This is a genomic window from Deinococcus apachensis DSM 19763, from assembly GCF_000381345.1.
Lineage (GTDB): Bacteria > Deinococcota > Deinococci > Deinococcales > Deinococcaceae > Deinococcus > Deinococcus apachensis.
This window is the reverse complement of the sequence record NZ_KB906398.1, coordinates 626,516-642,541: the sequence shown is the minus strand read 5'-3', so window position 1 is coordinate 642,541 and position 16,026 is coordinate 626,516. Positions and strand designations below refer to the sequence as shown.

Annotated in this window: 25 protein-coding genes; 18 read left to right on the top strand and 7 right to left on the bottom strand. The window is 64.0% G+C overall.

Annotated elements, in window-relative coordinates:
• The first annotated feature begins 287 nt into the window (after window positions 1–287).
• Window positions 288–977, top strand: a complete 690-nt coding sequence (locus F784_RS25930; protein WP_157464960.1) for a hypothetical protein — start codon at window positions 288–290, stop codon at window positions 975–977.
• 121 nt (window positions 978–1,098) lie between these two features.
• Here the strand turns inward: F784_RS25930 and F784_RS0103295 are convergent, their stop codons facing one another.
• The 4 genes from F784_RS0103295 to F784_RS0103285 form a co-directional block, all read right to left on the bottom strand.
• Window positions 1,099–2,505, bottom strand: coding sequence for a recombinase family protein (locus F784_RS0103295; RefSeq protein ID WP_019585274.1), 1,407 nt, complete (start codon window positions 2,503–2,505; stop codon window positions 1,099–1,101).
• Between the two features lie 106 nt (window positions 2,506–2,611).
• Window positions 2,612–3,631 (bottom strand): hypothetical protein, encoded by a 1,020-nt coding sequence (locus F784_RS25925; RefSeq protein ID WP_157464959.1) that lies wholly within the window; start codon window positions 3,629–3,631, stop codon window positions 2,612–2,614.
• Window positions 3,628–4,260, bottom strand: coding sequence for an ImmA/IrrE family metallo-endopeptidase (locus F784_RS0103290; protein ID WP_019585273.1), 633 nt, complete (start codon window positions 4,258–4,260; stop codon window positions 3,628–3,630). The genes F784_RS25925 and F784_RS0103290 overlap by 4 nt, the downstream gene beginning before the upstream one ends.
• Window positions 4,260–4,811: a helix-turn-helix domain-containing protein gene (locus F784_RS0103285; protein ID WP_083939132.1), complete on the bottom strand. Its 552-nt coding sequence runs from the start codon at window positions 4,809–4,811 to the stop codon at window positions 4,260–4,262. Before F784_RS0103285 ends, F784_RS0103290 begins: the two co-directional genes overlap by 1 nt.
• Before the next feature lie 162 nt (window positions 4,812–4,973).
• Between F784_RS0103285 and F784_RS25120 the strand changes: the two genes are divergently transcribed.
• From F784_RS25120 to F784_RS0103235, 11 genes are all read left to right on the top strand, one after another.
• Window positions 4,974–5,198: a helix-turn-helix domain-containing protein gene (locus tag F784_RS25120; protein WP_083939131.1), complete on the top strand. Its 225-nt coding sequence runs from the start codon at window positions 4,974–4,976 to the stop codon at window positions 5,196–5,198.
• Window positions 5,195–5,371, top strand: coding sequence for a hypothetical protein (locus tag F784_RS25920; protein WP_019585271.1), 177 nt, complete (start codon window positions 5,195–5,197; stop codon window positions 5,369–5,371). Before F784_RS25120 ends, F784_RS25920 begins: the two co-directional genes overlap by 4 nt.
• Before the next feature lie 309 nt (window positions 5,372–5,680).
• Window positions 5,681–5,926: a hypothetical protein gene (locus F784_RS0103275; RefSeq protein ID WP_019585270.1), complete on the top strand. Its 246-nt coding sequence runs from the start codon at window positions 5,681–5,683 to the stop codon at window positions 5,924–5,926.
• Window positions 5,923–6,174 (top strand): hypothetical protein, encoded by a 252-nt coding sequence (locus F784_RS0103270; RefSeq protein WP_019585269.1) that lies wholly within the window; start codon window positions 5,923–5,925, stop codon window positions 6,172–6,174. The genes F784_RS0103275 and F784_RS0103270 overlap by 4 nt, the downstream gene beginning before the upstream one ends.
• Complete coding sequence (locus F784_RS0103265) at window positions 6,174–6,374, top strand: hypothetical protein (protein WP_019585268.1); 201 nt, start codon at window positions 6,174–6,176, stop codon at window positions 6,372–6,374. Before F784_RS0103270 ends, F784_RS0103265 begins: the two co-directional genes overlap by 1 nt.
• On the top strand, window positions 6,371–7,552 hold the full coding sequence (bet, locus tag F784_RS25115; RefSeq protein WP_019585267.1) for a phage recombination protein Bet: 1,182 nt from the start codon (window positions 6,371–6,373) through the stop codon (window positions 7,550–7,552). The genes F784_RS0103265 and bet overlap by 4 nt, the downstream gene beginning before the upstream one ends.
• A 9-nt stretch (window positions 7,553–7,561) precedes the next feature.
• On the top strand, window positions 7,562–7,825 hold the full coding sequence (locus F784_RS0103255) for a hypothetical protein (RefSeq protein ID WP_019585266.1): 264 nt from the start codon (window positions 7,562–7,564) through the stop codon (window positions 7,823–7,825).
• A complete protein-coding gene (locus F784_RS0103250) occupies window positions 7,822–8,010 on the top strand; it encodes a hypothetical protein (protein WP_019585265.1) in 189 nt (62 codons plus the stop codon). Before F784_RS0103255 ends, F784_RS0103250 begins: the two co-directional genes overlap by 4 nt.
• Window positions 8,007–8,882 (top strand): helix-turn-helix domain-containing protein, encoded by an 876-nt coding sequence (locus F784_RS0103245; protein WP_019585264.1) that lies wholly within the window; start codon window positions 8,007–8,009, stop codon window positions 8,880–8,882. The genes F784_RS0103250 and F784_RS0103245 overlap by 4 nt, the downstream gene beginning before the upstream one ends.
• Window positions 8,879–10,195 (top strand): replicative DNA helicase, encoded by a 1,317-nt coding sequence (locus F784_RS0103240; protein WP_019585263.1) that lies wholly within the window; start codon window positions 8,879–8,881, stop codon window positions 10,193–10,195. Before F784_RS0103245 ends, F784_RS0103240 begins: the two co-directional genes overlap by 4 nt.
• Before the next feature lie 9 nt (window positions 10,196–10,204).
• Window positions 10,205–10,987: a hypothetical protein gene (locus F784_RS0103235; protein ID WP_019585262.1), complete on the top strand. Its 783-nt coding sequence runs from the start codon at window positions 10,205–10,207 to the stop codon at window positions 10,985–10,987.
• A 59-nt stretch (window positions 10,988–11,046) separates the two neighbouring features.
• On the opposite strand, the gene F784_RS27750 is transcribed toward F784_RS0103235, so the two are convergent.
• Window positions 11,047–11,283, bottom strand: a complete 237-nt coding sequence (locus tag F784_RS27750) for a DUF7669 domain-containing protein (protein ID WP_083939130.1) — start codon at window positions 11,281–11,283, stop codon at window positions 11,047–11,049.
• A gap of 59 nt (window positions 11,284–11,342) precedes the next feature.
• Here F784_RS27750 and F784_RS24385 point away from each other — a divergent pair, with 59 nt between their 5' ends.
• Both F784_RS24385 and F784_RS25105 read left to right on the top strand, forming a co-directional pair.
• A complete protein-coding gene (locus F784_RS24385) occupies window positions 11,343–12,176 on the top strand; it encodes a hypothetical protein (RefSeq protein ID WP_019585261.1) in 834 nt (277 codons plus the stop codon).
• A complete protein-coding gene (locus F784_RS25105) occupies window positions 12,173–12,835 on the top strand; it encodes a RusA family crossover junction endodeoxyribonuclease (protein ID WP_019585260.1) in 663 nt (220 codons plus the stop codon). Before F784_RS24385 ends, F784_RS25105 begins: the two co-directional genes overlap by 4 nt.
• A 185-nt stretch (window positions 12,836–13,020) precedes the next feature.
• On the opposite strand, the gene F784_RS25915 is transcribed toward F784_RS25105, so the two are convergent.
• Window positions 13,021–13,326, bottom strand: coding sequence for a hypothetical protein (locus F784_RS25915; protein ID WP_157464958.1), 306 nt, complete (start codon window positions 13,324–13,326; stop codon window positions 13,021–13,023).
• Between the two features lie 732 nt (window positions 13,327–14,058).
• On the opposite strand from F784_RS25915, the gene F784_RS25910 reads away from it, so the two are divergent.
• Together F784_RS25910 and F784_RS0103215 are read left to right on the top strand one after the other, a co-directional pair.
• Window positions 14,059–14,220: a hypothetical protein gene (locus F784_RS25910; protein ID WP_019585259.1), complete on the top strand. Its 162-nt coding sequence runs from the start codon at window positions 14,059–14,061 to the stop codon at window positions 14,218–14,220.
• 122 nt (window positions 14,221–14,342) lie between these two features.
• Window positions 14,343–14,897 (top strand): hypothetical protein, encoded by a 555-nt coding sequence (locus F784_RS0103215; RefSeq protein WP_157464957.1) that lies wholly within the window; start codon window positions 14,343–14,345, stop codon window positions 14,895–14,897.
• Between the two features lie 70 nt (window positions 14,898–14,967).
• On the opposite strand, the gene F784_RS0103210 is transcribed toward F784_RS0103215, so the two are convergent.
• A complete protein-coding gene (locus tag F784_RS0103210) occupies window positions 14,968–15,369 on the bottom strand; it encodes a hypothetical protein (protein WP_019585257.1) in 402 nt (133 codons plus the stop codon).
• A gap of 204 nt (window positions 15,370–15,573) precedes the next feature.
• On the opposite strand from F784_RS0103210, the gene F784_RS0103205 reads away from it, so the two are divergent.
• Both F784_RS0103205 and F784_RS0103200 read left to right on the top strand, forming a co-directional pair.
• Window positions 15,574–15,789 (top strand): hypothetical protein, encoded by a 216-nt coding sequence (locus F784_RS0103205; RefSeq protein ID WP_019585256.1) that lies wholly within the window; start codon window positions 15,574–15,576, stop codon window positions 15,787–15,789.
• The gene (locus tag F784_RS0103200) at window positions 15,786–16,025 is read left to right on the top strand and encodes a hypothetical protein (protein ID WP_019585255.1); all 240 of its coding nucleotides are present in this window, start codon (window positions 15,786–15,788) and stop codon (window positions 16,023–16,025) included. Before F784_RS0103205 ends, F784_RS0103200 begins: the two co-directional genes overlap by 4 nt.
• The last annotated feature ends 1 nt before the right edge of the window (window position 16,026 follow it).

The window sequence follows — 16,026 nt, the reverse complement described above, 5'->3', positions numbered from 1 at the left end:
AGAGAAGGACGTTGTGCTGTATGTGTGCGCCTCCACTCACCACCACGTAGGCACACATATACCAGAGCGAGTGAGAGGGGAAGCAGCGTAGGAGTTGCTCAGTAGGTTGATTAGCTTGAAGGTGTACCATTTCAGAAGGGGTGAATGAGAATGCTTGAACCCTACGGGCGATAACAGTACTCCTTTTAATCAAAGCGCTTCAGACAGTTGGTTCAGACGCGAGGGCCTGACTAGGTGTTAGGTAGTCTGAAAGGGGCTGCATTATGCAGTTTTCCATAAGGCGAATAGTGATTGGAATAGTTATTGTTGCCGCTGTGGGTCTCGCGGGTTTAGTCCTTGGTCTCAGTCAAATATTGAGGGGAGCCTCCAATTTGGGAGGGGCGAATCTAGAACTGGTTAAATGGGGGCTCCAGGTCTTAACTGTAGGCGTGATTGGTATCGTTGTGTCTTTAATGACTCAAGAGTGGAACAGGCAACGTACGAGGTTGGAGACTTTAGAAACGACACGACTAAAATTTTATGAGGATCTTATTGCCGCTCATGTGAATAATAAGCGTGCCCGGCGGCTGCTTCGTGCATTTAAAAGTGTTTCCCCTGAGAACAAAAATTTACATCTGATTACTGCAAAAGTATATGATGATTACCTGGCAGTTATAAACAACGTCCAACTTGAGCTAGAGTCTTTAAATAGACGGCTTAATTCAACTCCAGTTCTATTCCTCAAAAGGGAAGTTATAGGGGTTCACATAAGCATAGTTGAAGAAGCGCTTAAAAGACTTGTCAGCGAATACGAAAGAAATCGCTATCATTTTACCTTTCCCCACTCCACTATGGCAATAGGAAATCTCCGTGTTCTTGATGACTATCTGAAACCTTATGACCAAAGCGATATAGCTAAAACGATATTCCGGCATATTAGTTTTGCTGAGAAAGAGATATTAATAGATTTAATTGGCGACGACCCTAAGAAAAGATAAGTAAAATCGACATAGGTCGTTATCTGCTTTCACATAAATTTGATAAAGAATACTTCATTAATGAGCAGACTCATTGGAAGATAAATAAGATCGCACCGAGAGCGAGAGTGGAAGGTCCAAATTACCCGGGGTCCAGCGTCAGCCGCACCCCACCCCCCGGCTCCACCCGCACCAGCAACCCCAACCGCAACGCCGCCACGTGCAGGTCATCCTGCCGCAAGGCGTCCGTAAGCGCCCGCTGCACGTGCTCCGTGTCCGCCACCCCCTGCGGCTGCCCCTGCTCGGCCAGCGCGAGCAGCCGCGCCCGCTGGGCCGTCAGCATGGCCTTCGTCTCCGCGTACTCGTCTTCCGAGTCGATGCCGCGCAGGTAGGCGTTGCGGGCCTTGGCGAGCTGGTTGTCGAGGTCGCGCACGGCGGCCGTCGTGTCCACTGTCACTGGGGCCGGGCGGGTCAGGGCCTGCGCGAGGGTGCCCGGCTCCCGGGCCAGGTTCTGCAGGGCCTCCCAGACCACCTCGTGCAGCTCGGTCGTGCGGTAGAGCGAGCGGTGCGTGCAGCCCTTTCGGGTGTGAACGGCCAGGGCGCGGTCCCCGCACTTGTAGTAGCGGTACTCGACGCCCGTGCGCTTGGACTCGCTGCCTTTGCCCCCGACCATCGCCGCCCCGCATTGCGCGCAGCGCAGCCGCCCGGTCAGGGGGTAGACGTCCGTGCGGCTTCCCCGGCGTCCGGCACCCGTGGAGCGGTACTGGAGGGCGCGCTGCACGGCGTACCAGGTCTCGTCGCTCACGATGCGCGGGGCCGGGCAGCTCACGGCGTCCGCGAGGGGCCGCCGGGTCACCCGGTCCCGGCCGTACACGTACTCGCCGCGGTACACGCTGTTCGTCAGCAACTTGCGGATCGAGTCACGATCCCACCCGGCCGCGCCGCCCGGGCTGGGCACGCCCAGGCGGCGCAACTCCTCGCGGATCTCCTGGGTGCCGAGGCTCAGGGCCTGGGTGTAGATCCAGCGCACCCACTGCGCGTGCGGTTCGTACACCTCGCCCCGCTGGTAGCCGTAGCCGTTCAGGGGCCGCAGGGGCTTCCCGGCTCGCACCTTGCTGCGCTTGCCCTCGCTGAGTCGCCGCACGATGCGCCGTCTCTCCGCATCGGCCATGACGATCCGCACTCCGAAGTTCAGGGCGCCCGCGTCATCCTCCAGGTCGAGCATGCCCTCGATGGCCGTGTGGACCTGGAGGCCTGCCGCTTGAAGAGTTTCCAGCAGGGCGTACCCGGCGCGGGGGTGGCGGGCGAGACGGTCCACCGCGTAGATCACCACGTCGGTGTAGGCAGCCGCGTCCGCGAGGAGTTGCCCGAAGCCCTGGCGCGTCTCGGTGACGCCTGTGATGGCGTCGGTGTAGACCCGCTGCACGGTGAGGCCGTTTCTCTCGGCGTACTCGCGGCAGGTGCGTTCCTGCACGGCGAGGCCGAACCGGTCGGCGGTGTCGCCCTTGGGGTCGGAGATGCGTAGGTAGACGGCGGTGCGGCGGGTCATCAGGGCGCTCCTTCGCCATTTGCACAATGTGCAGGCAGTGTTGACACTGGGGTGTCACAGGGGTACAGTTCGGTCAGACGGGGCCTGCTTTCGAGCAGGCTCTGGCTCATTTAGGCGAATCTGAATTCAGAGCTAGATGTAGAAGTTCTTGGATTCTGGAATCTCGCCGAGCCTGAAGGGACGCGTAAAGTTCCGGAGCGTGCTTAACAAAAGAAGAGACGATGTCGAGGTAGATGGGGCGACTGAGAGCATCAACCTCGGAGCCTCTTGGGGGAGGGCTGGAGCTGCTCTCACCGTCAAGTGCGAGTACGTATTTTTGGTGGTCTTGGGTTACCCTGTCTACCTTTATGTTCGGCATGAATCTCGCATCTTGCTGTCGTTTTAGATTTAGCCATGCTACTTGTCCTCCTGCATATGTAACAACATCTGTCATTTGAATAAGTTGTTCATCCTCGCTTGACAAGAATTTGGGGGCAAAAGCTGACTGCGCGACGCCTTTGTTTTTCAGTTCTTCAAAGACCTCTAGAGTAGAAAATCCCTTGCAGTAGTCATAGTTGTCACAGATAACTTCATAAGAGAGCCCTCTATGTGAGAACATGCGCTCCATAGATGCGAGCGTAAGAGATAGTCCTTTGGCATAAGGATTGCAAAGTATTGAAATTAGTTCGTTGTATGCTTTGTATCCGCAGGCTTCTATGGTTTCCCTATCATCCCACAATCCGCTCTTTTTTAATCTCTCAATTTCCCTTTCCTTATAGTTGACGTGGTGGCCGTAGTGTACGGTTGGGCCAACATGGCGAACAATCCTCATTGCCTCTGCAAGCCAGTCCAGATGTTCGCGCCAGTAATCCTTATTCTTGGCACCCGGCCAGCGGTAATACTTCCCGCTCTGTACCAGCCACTCGGCATGAATCTCGGGGAGACGGTCCCCCTCAAGCCTGGGATCCAGGGGCAGACCTCTCTGCAAGAGACGGCCCTTGATTTCCTGCTGGAGCTTGGTCCACCGCCGGACGGCCATCTCTGCTTGTCGTGGTGTGAAGACCAGGTGGCCCATCACGAAGAGTTCGTCTTTCTCGAACTCGTCGATCACCACAATTCTGTCGACAGAGACTTGGTAGTTGGTCATGACTCCCCCCAGGTGCCGAGGAGCACGCCTTCATCCATGGTTTGGAGCACGATGCCGGGGAAGCGTTCACGCGGGTCGGGGATCACATCAAAAAGATCGGCCTCCAGCCAGATCGTGGAGGCGAAGTCGATCAGCATGTTGCGTTTAAAGAGCATGGCGGCCCTTCTGTAACTGTCGCTCTCGTAAATCACCCGGTCCATCGCGATTTCTAATGGGGCACCGGTTACGCGGGCCAGGTAAGTCATTGTGGTGGGGCTAAAGCCGTACCGCTGCATGGCTTTCTGGAAGATCGGGGGCGGGATCGCAATGAGGCCCGCGATGTGGTTTGCCAAGGCTTCCAGATTGGAGTGGGCGCACTCGGGTGCGTAGTACATGAGTAGTTCGGCATCAATCTCGCGCCAGTTCATTAGGGCGTGGGCAATCTCGTGGGCGAGAGTATGGCGGCGGCGAAACCCCCGGAGGGAAACGGGGAGCTGAATGGTGGGAGGGGGGTCGAGATTGATGGAGGGCACGGGCCCGTCGGTGACCTTGATGTCGAGTGCTCTCGCCAGTTCCATTGGCGTGGGCCAACCCATACGTTCCAGCATGAAATGAAGGTCGTCGAACAACTGGCTGACCGGATCGCTCATTACTCTTCCGGCCAATCCTCAGGCTCGACGTTGTTCCGGCGGAGGCTCTGAAAGATCTCGAACCAGCCGTCCTCGTCAGGCTCCTGCCCTCCGCTGAATCGTGTGCGGTTCAGGTACTGTTGCCAGCGCTCCTCGCGGAGCTGAGGGTGCCGCTCCTGCTTATCCGCGATCATCAAGGCGAGGTTCGGCCAGAGCGGTTGCTTGGCAGGACGCCCACGCTTGGGAGGGTGGAAGAGCGTCTTAGGGTCGAATGGTTTAGAGGCCTCCAGGGCGCCCGGAAGAGGCACCTCAAGCCCCGTCGCTGCTACAAATTCTGCAACTGACCAGTTCAGGGCATCGAGCAGCCGGGCGAAGCGATCCATGCTGATGCCCGTGGGGTTCTGTACCCCCCGCTCGATCTGACTGATGAGGCTCTGTGAAACGTCCGTACGGGCAGCCAACTCCTCCTGGCTGCCGACCACTTCCTCCCGCCGATGCTTAAAGGCCAGCGCCCAATTGGGCTTTTGAGAGCGTGGTGGTGGCGGTGTCATGGTGAGGAGTGCCCCGTACATGGCATACCAGTACGCTACTGCTACCTAGTAGGTTCCCCCTAGTAGAAAACTGTTGACAGGGATATGGGTGGGTAGTAGAATTCTACTACCTCAAGGGAGGTGGGCAGCATGACAACCGGACCACTCATCTACCCGCTACTCTCAGTTTTATACTAGGAGTGTATGACCACCCTAAAGCGTCTTCGAGAGGCCACCGGCATGAACCGTGAGGACTTTGCCCGCCTCACTGGAGTCACGCTGGCACGGTTGGAAAAACACGAACAGGGCAGGCATGGCATCTCGTTAGAGGATGCTGCGACATACGCCACTTATCTCTCCAATGCTCTGAACAGGACTCCCAGTAAACTACTGGCAGAACTCGCACAGCTCCCGGAGGAATCCGCATGACCCGCCGCCCCCGCCCCACGCTCCGCGTCGTGTCCATCGAAATGGCCGACGGCTCGGACATCGACAGCCCGGAGGCCCGCGCCCGGATCGCCCGCGCGCTGCTCTCCATCCCCGTTCCTCAGCCCGCGCCGCTGGCGCGTGACGAGCAGGCGCAGGCAGTTCGCCCCGCCTGAAACGAAAAGGGCGGAGCCCCGAAAGGCCCCGCGCTTTTGAACACCCCCACCTGCCTCTTTGATCCCCGGGTCGGCAAACCATCGGATCAGGGAGGCCCCAGAAGGAGGCTTCTGACTTGTATCTTAACACCCCCATTACCCCCGGTGTGAGGTTTCTCACACAACTGCACCCAGTCCACCGCGCTCCCGGCATGCCGACCAACGAGCAGCGCGCCCTGCTGGCCTGACCAAACGAAAAGGACCGCGTCCGAAATACGCGGTCACCCGGTTTGCCGACCTGAGGTACTTGTGAATATACCGCACGATTCCGTGAGCAAGCGCGACAAAACGCGCACCTGGAAGTTGAGCATCGCCGCACGCATGGACGGCGTGGTCGTCTCCCGGCTGGCGTACACGGTCACCCTGACCCGCCGTGCGGGTGAGGTCACCGCCGAGATCAACGGCGAGGGTGCAACCGTGCTGCGCGCCGAGGAGTTGCTGGAGTGGGCCGCCGACTGCGGCGGGCTGGAACTCGTCAGCGAACGCTATCTGGACGGTGGGGAGGTGGCGGCGTGACGGCCATCCTCCCCGGCCTCGCCATCCGCCAGATCGCCGGAGCGGACGGTGCCGCCCTGGTCATCACCACCGCCAGCGAGCGCGCCAGCCTCTTCCTCTCCCGCGAGGACTGGCAGGTGCTGGCGCAGGCGGCGGGCACGGTGGCCGCGGCGCTGAGTGGCGCGGTACAGGACTGCGACTGCACCGACTCCGGACGCAACCAACCCCTTATGGACTGCCCGGAGTGCCGGGGACGGGGGGTCCGCTGATGCGCCGCCTCGCCCTGCTGCTGCTGCTGGCCTACGTCCTGGGCGTGCTGCTGTTCCCGGCCGCCATCAACCCCGAATCCAGCGCCTGGCTCCGCACCGCGTTCCTCGCCGACTTCTGCGCCGCGGGCGTGACGTTCGTCGTGCTGCTGCGGCGACTGCTGGCGAATGACCTCCCCACCTCGAAGGACGTGGCCCGATGACCGCGATTGAACACGCCCGCCCCGAACACCTGCCCCTCGCCCTCCAGCCCCAGGGACTGGGCCGGGACCAGATCGACCTGGTGAAGCGCACCATCGCCAAAGGTGCGACCGATGACGAGCTGAGCCTCTTCGTGCAGCAGTGCAACCGCACCGGCCTGGACCCCTTCGCCCGGCAGATCTACGCCATCAAGCGCTGGGACAACAAGGAGCGCCGCGAGGTCATGGGCGTGCAGGTCAGCATCGACGGCCTGCGCCTGATCGCCGAGCGCAGCGGGAAGTACTCCGGTCAGGTCGGCCCGGTGTGGTGCGGTCGGGACGGCCAGTGGCGCGAGGTGTGGCTGGAGAGCACCCCGCCCGCCGCGGCAAAGGTGGGCGTGCTGCGCTCGGACTTCCGCGAGCCGCTGTGGGCCGTCGCGCGCTGGGACAGCTACGTGCAGACGAACAAGGAGGGCAGGCCCGGCCCGATGTGGGCGAAGATGCCCGACCTGATGCTGGCGAAGGTGGCCGAAGCGCTGGCGCTGCGCAAGGCGTTCCCGCAGGACATGAGCGGGCTTTACACCAGCGAGGAGATGGCCCAGGCGGACAACACAGCACCGGCCCCCGCCGCGCCCGCTGCCCCCCAGACCCGCCGCGCGGACATCACGCGCGAGGTGGCCGAGCAGGCGGGAGTGCAGCCTCACACCCTCCCTGATCCCGAGCTCGAAGGGAAGCTCCACGCGTGGGCGGGCAAGATCGCCGAGATGTCCGAACGGGTGCGGAAGGTGGCGCCCCGTGAGGACGTGGAAGCGATCACCGGCACGTACAACTGGCGCGGTGACCTCACCGCCGCCCGCGCCTGCTACGACGACCTCAAGGCCTTGGGACTGAAGCACAGCCAGAAGCCCCAGGAAGCGGCCCCCACGCAGGAGGCCGAGCTGCTGCTCAGTGACAACCAGCGCAAGGCCCTGTGCCAGTACGCGACACGCGCCGGGGCCAGCACCAGCGAGGACCGGCACATGCTCTGGGCGCACCTCCTGACCCTGCCGGAACCGGTCAGCACCACGACCCTGACCGAGGAGCAGGCCCACATGCTGCTGGGCGTCCTCGGTGGCCTGAACGATCCCGACCTGGAGTACGCGCTTCAGAAAGCCCGTGCCGCCTTCACGCCGCCCATCGACGCGGACCCGCTCCCCTTCTGAGGCCCTGGCATGACTGCCGCCGAGTACCGCCACCTCGAACCCGTCGTCTACCAGTGGTTTCCGGACGACGTGGCCGAGTTCCGCGCCCTGCACCAGGTCGTCAACCCCCGCGCCCCCCTGCGGGCGGTGGGGGAGGCCAGGGCCGCGGGGCTGGCGCGGATGACCGACGACGAGGTGCTCAGCCTCGCCGCCGCACTCCGCGCCGCCTACCTCCAGCGCCCCAGCGAGGTGGATCGCCTGTGGGCCATCGTCTGCGCCCGGAGTGCCGCATGAACGCCCAGCCCCACACCCCGCCCACCCCGCAGCCCACGCGGATCATGACGGCCGCCGACCGGGCCGAATGGCTGGAGGACCTGCGCGAGCTGTCGGCGTTCCACCGGGAGGTCGCCCTTAAGGTCCTGACTCAGCACTACGGCGAAGACCTGGTGGCCGAGTTCCGGAAGGAGCTGGAGCAGTGAGCAGTGCCGCGACCGGCTGGGCGTGGCAGCAACACGTCCCGAACGGCATCAAGACCACCCTGCTCGCCCTCGCCGACCTCGCGGACGGCCGGGGGCGGGTGCAGGAACCCCAGGAAGAAATCGCCACCCGGGCCGGGTGCAAGGACCGCACCGTGCGGCGGCACCTGGCCTGGCTGGAAGAGCACGGCCTCATCCGGCGGGAGCGCACTTACCGGGATGACGGCGGCCGTGATGTGGACGAGGTGCAACTGATGATGAAACCCGCGCGAAAAGCCGACCTGGAGCCGGTGGAAGCCCCCGGACAGGCTGACCAGACCCCCCCCGGACAAAGTGTCCACCCCCCCCTGGACAACATGTCCGACCTTAGAGATAAACATCCTTATTCCTTATTGGGATCTAAGTCTTCTACCAACAACAACAGCGAGTCGAGCCATCAGCGGGACATGCACACCCTGGCCGAAGCCGGGTTGATGGAGGTGTGGCGGGACTGGGCCGGGCTGGTGAAGGCGGCGCCCGTCACGCTCAAGGCGCAAGCGGGGCAGTGGGCCGCCTGGGTTCGGGAAGGCAGGGCTGACGCCCTGCGCGCTGAAGCGCAAAGCGTGATCGAGCTTGGAAGCTACGCTCACCCCTTCGCCGGGCTCAAAGCGCGCATAAAGGCCCTCCAGAACGTTGGCGCTCAGGCACCCGAGAAAGGTTCCGCCCCGCCGCGCCCAGCGCTTGTGGCGGGGCAGCGCGTGCGGTACCCGGACGGCAGCGAGGCGACGGTCGTGGCGGTGCTCAGCCGCGGCGTGGCGACGGATCACCCGGACTACCCGGACGTGCCGCTGGGGCAGGTCAAGACGCTGACTGTCCTGACCGAGGTGTCCGAATGACCGCCCCACGCCCCCTTCCCCAGAACCACGACCTGGAGCGGCAGGCCCTGGCCTCGGTCCTGATCGATCCCCTGGCCTGGCAGCACCTGGCGGACCTCCCGCCCGAGGCCTGGTACAACCCCGCCACCCGCGAACTCGCGGGCCTGATGCACGAGTTGCACGCCGCTGGGCTCCCCATCGACGACACCGGGCTGATCCTGGGCCGGGCAGGCGAGACCGGGCGGGCCCAGCTCGTCAACGGCGCCTTCCTGGGCGCGGTCATGACCGCCGAGACGACCGGGTTCTACGCCGAGCACTACGCCCGTGAGCTGCGCGCCCTGCACGGCCGCCGGGAGGCCATCCGGCGTGCCCACCAGCTGGTACACCACGCCACCGAGGGCGACCTGGGCGCCGAGGAGCTGGCGACCCTCGCCTCGCAGGTGGCCAGTCCGTTGGACGTTCGGACCCGTTCCGGCTTCACGACCCATGCCGACGCCATCGACGCGGCCCTGGCGGAGATCGAGAGCCCCACTCCGAACGCCCTGAGCACCGGGTACGCGGACCTGGATGACCAGATCCTGGGCTTTGAGCCGGGGGCGATGTACGTCCTGGCTGCCCGCCCCGCGATGGGGAAGACCGCGATGGGCTACAGCTTCGCCCTGAACGCCGCCAAGGCTGGGAAGCACGTGGGGGTGGCGAGCCTGGAGATGCCCGCCAAGGCGCTGGCCCTGCGTGCCCTGGCGACGGCCGCCTCGGTGGACCTGAACAAGATCCGGCAGCGCACGACCACTGGGCCGGAGCGTGAGCGGCTGCGCGTCCACGCGAACCGCACCCGCGCCCTCCCCATCCGGTACATGGAGGCGACGGACCAGACCGGGGCCAGCATCGCCCGGGACGCCCGCAAGCTCAGGGCGGCCGGACAACTCGACCTACTCCTGATCGACTACCTGCAACTCATCGAGAGCGGCAAGGGGGGCAGTGAGAACCGGGTGCAGGAGGTCAGCCAGGTCAGCCGGACGCTGAAGAAGCTGGCCATGGAACTCCAGATTCCGGTGATCGTCCTCAGCCAGCTCTCCCGCGCGGTGGAGATGCGCCCGAGCAAGAAGCCCATCCTCTCCGACCTGCGTGAATCCGGTGCGGTGGAGCAGGACGCAGACACCGTGATGTTCATCTACCGGGACGAGTACTACAACAAGGAGACCGATCAACAGGGGATCGCCGAGATCATCGTCGGCAAGCAGCGGAACGGGCCTGTCGGGACCGTGAAGCTCGCCTACAACTCCGAATTCGTGCGTTTCGCCAACCTCAGCCGGGCCGAGCCCGCGCTGCTCTAAGGAGACGACATGCAGACCTACGGCATCTACGCAGTCAAGGTGAAGGGCATCAACGTCAAGGACGACAAGGACAACGGCTGGGTAGCCGATGTGAAGTGGGCGTTCATGGCTGGCGTGACCGGCGAGCGGAAGTTCACCCTTGAGCACATGCCCGTCCTGAAGGGCGCCGCGGCTGAGAACGGGAGGATCAAGCTGGAAGTCACGCCCATGCTGGACGGGCAGCCCCTCCCCGCCGTGTACCTGCCCGTCCACCTGCGCGGCAACATCACCATCGGTGACGACGGCAGCGTGAACTGCACCACCCGCGTGACGTTCGACGAACTGGAGACGGCGGGCCTGGGCGTGGACAGCATCCTGAACAGCGTCAACTGCCTGGAATGCCGCGTGAGCGATCAGCCGACGCTCGAAGAGCAGATTCAGCAGGAGCTGAGGGCCGAGAAGCAGCTCCAGCAGGACGTGAAAGACCTGCTGGCCGAGGCGGCGCCCCTCCTGAATCCGCCCGCGCTGTCCCAGGTTTCTGAAGTGCCCGGGCACGAGACCGCTGAACAATTCCTCGCGCGGGCCACCTTCGGGCAGCTCAGCACGCTGCTCCAGGCCATCGGCTACGACCCCACCGACTGGGATGACCCCAAGAGCAGCGACGACCAGGACGCCGCCGAGTGGCGCGAGCTGCTGCTGAAGGACTGGGACAGGGTGGTGGCGAGCGGGGCGCTGGAGGGCATGTACGAGGTCGAAGAAGACCTTCCCTTCCCGCCCAGCAGCACCGACAGCGGCACGCAACCCAGCGCCTGAACTCAACCGGGGCGGGCATCCAAGCCCGCCCCACTGGTGACCTCATGACTCAAGTTTCGTTAGAGCAGCCGGTATCGGTTTCTCCCGACACGCTCCAGGTCTTTGTACTTGGCCGCGTCCCGACCAACAGCATTGACGCACATGACCACCGTGACGTGGTACCAAATTGTAGAGGCCAAGAATTTGGTCTGGCGATCTTCCATGGCTGTCAGGACGTCATCTGCAGTAAAGGTTCGATCAGGTCGGCGACGACTCAGCAACCTGGCCACTTGCAAAATCTCCTCCCGACAACTCATGCCCCTCATCTTTGGCAGCCATTCGTGGCCCCTGTCAAGACTCGCGGAGGGCAGCCAGCATGACCATCACTCCGACGGACCTGGCCGACCTCCTCGCCCCTGAGGAACGCACCGACCTCGCCCAGTTGGAGGGCCGCATCCGGGCAGGCTGGCAGCGGTTCGTCGAGGTGGGGGAAGCCCTGCTGACCATCCGCGACCGTCGCCTGTACCGCGAGTCGCACCGCACCTTCGGGGACTACTGTGAGGTCGTCTGGGGTTGGTCCCGCCAGCGGGCCCAGCAACTCATCGACGCGGCAGCCACCACGCACACCCTCGCGTCAACCGTTGGTGTCCAGCCGGAGAACGAACGCCAGGCCCGCGAGCTGAAGGAAGCCGCGCGGATTGTCGAGGGACTCGAACCCGAGAAGGTCATCGCGGTGGCGAAGTACCTGAAGACCGCGACGGGGAGCGACAAGCCCAGCACCAGCCAGGTCAGGGCAGCGGCGGAGGTGGCGGCGGCCATTGACGCGCACGGGACCGTTGCACACCCGGACACGGGCGCCGAGGTGCCGCTGCACGCTCTGACGGGGGAGCAGCGAGCAGCGGCGCTCGTCGAGAACGTCACGACCGGCACCTATGAACGCCTGCAACGCCAGCAGCAGCACATCCAGGAGAGCTTGCAGGCCAACAGCACGGGGCGGGGCGGGTGGACGGACTGGTGCATGACCTACGCGGCCCAACACCTCACCGACGACCAGGAACTGGTGATCCGGGTGTTCCGCGATGAGAGCGGGAACCCGCAGGCACAGGCGCAAGTGCAGCTCACGGGCACCGGCAACGTCCTGGTGTTCGGGGAGCGGGCGCCGTACCTGAAGAAGGCCGTGCTGAACCTCGTGGAAGAGGTGAAGGGGTGAACCCCTTCCAGACCCGCCAGCAGGCCGAGGCGTACCTCTCACGCATCGCTGACCCAGCGGCGCGTGAGGCCACACGGGCGCGGCTACTGGACTACGGCTACCACCTGGACGAAGTGGCTCGCCCGACCCCCGAAACTCGCCCACCTGTGACGGCGCGCCAGGACGTTGTCCCTGCTCCGGGTGGGCGAGCTCAGCCCGCGCCGCTCGACCTCGCCCGTGTCATCCCCGGCGCCCTATTCTTCGCCCTGCCTTGGCCGCCCTCCCTCAACAGCATCTGGCGCGCGACGGTCGTGACCGGCAAGGGCGGCAAGCCGCAGGCCCGTATCCTGCTCAGCCAGGAGGGCCGCGCCTACCGCCGCGCCGTGAAGGAACGGATGCAGGCGTACCGCATCCACGCGCCCTACACCACGCCGCCCGGCGCTCGCCTTGCGCTGACCCTCACCGCCTGCCCGCCGGACAAGCGTGCCCGGGACCTCAGCAACCTCCCGAAAGCGCTGGAAGATGCCCTGACGCATGCCAAGGTCTGGGCGGACGACAGCCTCGTCGACGAGCTGCGGGTCGTGCGGGGCGAGGTGTGCCCGGGTGGGCGGGTGGTTGTGCAGATTACACCCATCAGCAGCGGACTGTTCAGGTCGTGCGGTGATTTGGGGGAGGAATGACCAGCCATGACCAGCCGAAGAATGCCGAAAGTCTGAGCAACTATTTTGCTGCCCTGTGCCGTACCCGTACTAGGTGGGGCGTTACTCGGTCCAGGCTGACGCTTTTGGAGGAGGTGTACGAGGCGTCAGTGCGGACGAGCGTGAGTGATGGCAGGGAAGGCGCAGACAGATGCCACGCCAGTTGTTTATTGAGTTTGAGGGCACAGTGTCAGCACCACCCGCTCGTCCACCAGATTGGACCGCCACGGAACGACCTGTTGCTGAGTACTTCCACTGGGAAGGGAGATGGTTGTGACTGCCATGCCTCCCGAGACCGTGCGCGGGTCGAAGCCGCTGGGGAATTGCAGGGCGAGCTGCCAGCCGCTGTTCCACGCCAGGGATGTTGCTGCTCCCTGTGCAGCGGGCGTCATAGCAATTGTGGACTGGCCTGCCTCAAGGGTCATCGGATTGGAAAAGCGCGAGCCGGAACCCTGGGACAGCACCTTGTACACAGCCGCCCTCACCGATACTTTCTGGTTGCAATGGTTTTGTACCACCACTTGGCGGGGGAGGGTAGCTGCGCGTTGGGCAGCGGCGGCAGCGAGAGGGCCAACGCCATCACCAGGCCCAACGCCGACGTAGACCAGGCGCACCCGCACCTGGTAGGTATACCCGCAAGCTCCATAGCAGCGACTGACGTAGGTAGCCCTCACGCGAAGCGCCGTCCTCCAAGGTCCGGAACCCAGCGCCTGGATCTTCGAGAGCGCGGCCGAAAAGGGCTCAGTGACCCAGGTTTGGAGTGGTCCTGGCAGCGCGTCGCCCAGGGGAGACGTGATCGGTCGGCTCTTCAGCCGCGTGGCCTGCTCGAAGGCCTGCTGAGCATTATTGAGGGTAACTACCGGTCCTCGGGGATCGAATCTTCCCCCAAGTACGACCGAGGCCCGGACGCTTGCGGCGACGTTAGGGGGAAGGGGTTGCAAGGTCGCACTGTCAATGACGTAGCCGTATGGGGCATTCCAAGGGTCCGAGATTCTGTTTTGGGTTGGGCTGGCGGGAATCAACACGGGAGCATAGAAGGAGCAGCCCTCGCCCACAATGCGAGGACAGGATTGAGCCCCAGCCGTTCCCCACACTGCGAGCCACGCGATCAGACCAGTCGCCGCTGTTACTACCCGCATAGACGCCTCCTGAGCTGGGGTGAAGTCCAGCCGAGGTCAGCTTCCTCCCCTTACCGTGACCGCTCCGTGACTGACTCCAGCCAGACCACCGTCCCCCGAACCGTCCACATCCACATGCGCGGTTTGCAGGACGCTCGGGGCCAGTACGAATGCCACGGCGCCAACGCTATCGCCCTAGCGATCCAGCGTACCACCGTCGTGTCCTCCCCCAGCCCCCCGTTCTTCTGAAAGGTCAGTGTCAACCCCGTTGAGTGATCATCCCCTCACCCGCCGCGTCATTCCCCATTCACGCCCTCGGGGGCTGTACCGAACTGCTCTCGGTCCCCATGCTCCGACTGGAGGACCCCCGCTTGACTCAGCCCGCCGCCTTACTGCCCACCCTGCGCCTTGCCGTTCCCGCGTCCCAGGCGGCCCAGCGCCAGTACTGGCGGCACGTCGCCAACCGCCTGGCCCTCGCCATCTTGGCTGACGCTCGCGAGCCGATCCTCACCGCCCGCACCGGCAGCACGAACCCCACCCGCGCTCCTTCTGCCCCGCCCCGCGCACCCGTGGGGAGCGACGTGTACCTCCTGCGCGCCGAGCCTGTCGAGCTGCACCTGACGGCCACACGCGCCGTGATCATCACCGAGCCGCTCATGCTCCGCGTGTTCGTTCACCCCGGCGTCCTGCCCGGAGTGGCCCAGCGCTTGGCCCTCGCCACCCTGCGGGAGTGGCCCACCCCGACCACCACGGAGCCGCTCTTTCCGTACATGCGCGACCGTCAGCAGTTCCGGGTGCGCCCAGGCCTCAGCGGCGACATGGTGGCTCTGTTCGAGACCCTCCTGGCCCCGCACGCGGCTGACCTCCTCGCTGCTATGGAAGGCACTCGGCGGGTGGTGGACATGTGTAAGTCAAGCCCGGCATAATGGGTACAGTTCCAGAAATGTTTAATCCGCCCGCAAGGGCGTTTTTTTGTGCCTGCACCTGAGTGCCGACCTACTGCAGGAGTTCGAATGCCTGCCGCATGGCCTGTTCGGACCCCCGGAGAATCGTTCGGAACGATCCTGAGTACACGACCAGAGCTGCAGTCGTGACGACGTAGTAGAGCACCAGCGCGACGAGGGCCGCGATGAACCATAGGGCCGGATAGGCAAGCTCATAGTCGCCCACGGTGTAGGGCGGGGAGGAGGTGGCGACCAAGCCAATGACAAAGAGAATCAGGGCCACGGCAAGGAAGACGGGATACCGGACACGCCGGTACGTCAGGGCATTGATGTTGTGGATCGGGATGGAGACCTGGGTGGTTGACTCGGTGAGGAACGCGGTTTGCCCGATACGGCTGAGCACGAAGCCGGACTCACCATCAACCCTGAGGTTGTAAATTTCGCCGCTGGTCATGACCCTGATGGTGCCACTTCTGCCTGCAAGGCCGTGCCGCACATCAGGCATCCCAGGGAGCAAGCCTCACAAGCTCCGCCTGCCATCTGCACACGTTCTTGACATCCCCCGGATACGCTGTCCGTACCCAACAACTTAGGCCGCCCGGGTGAAGGCGGCGGGCAGCCCCACCGAGCGTGGGGCTTTTTGCTGTCAGGAGGCCGTATGCGCGAGTACATCTGGACGTTCCAGACGGCAGAAGGGGCTCGCGCGGTGGCGGCTGCCCTCACGCGCCAGAACGAGGAGGGGCGGCAAGCCCTGCACTGCCGCCCTCGGCGGTTTTACGCGCTGGGCCTGTGCCTGTACGCCGCGCCCGCTGACCCTCTGCCCAACCTGGGCGATGAACTCACCCTCATCACCTGCCAGATGGGGTGGGTATGAGCAAGAAGGCCGACAAGCGCGCCCGACGCCGTCAGCAGCAGGGGTACGGCCTGCCGGATGTGAAGCGCGATTACCTCGCGCACCTGGAACGCCGGGGCCGCCTGCTCACCACGCCGGAAGAATTGCGGCGCTGCTCGGTGAGGGAGCCCTTTTACCTGCCCGAGCTTGGACTGACCCGCGAGTGCTGGAACGTGGAGTCGAAGTCTGAGCCGGTGCCGGTGATCCGCACCGGTTGAC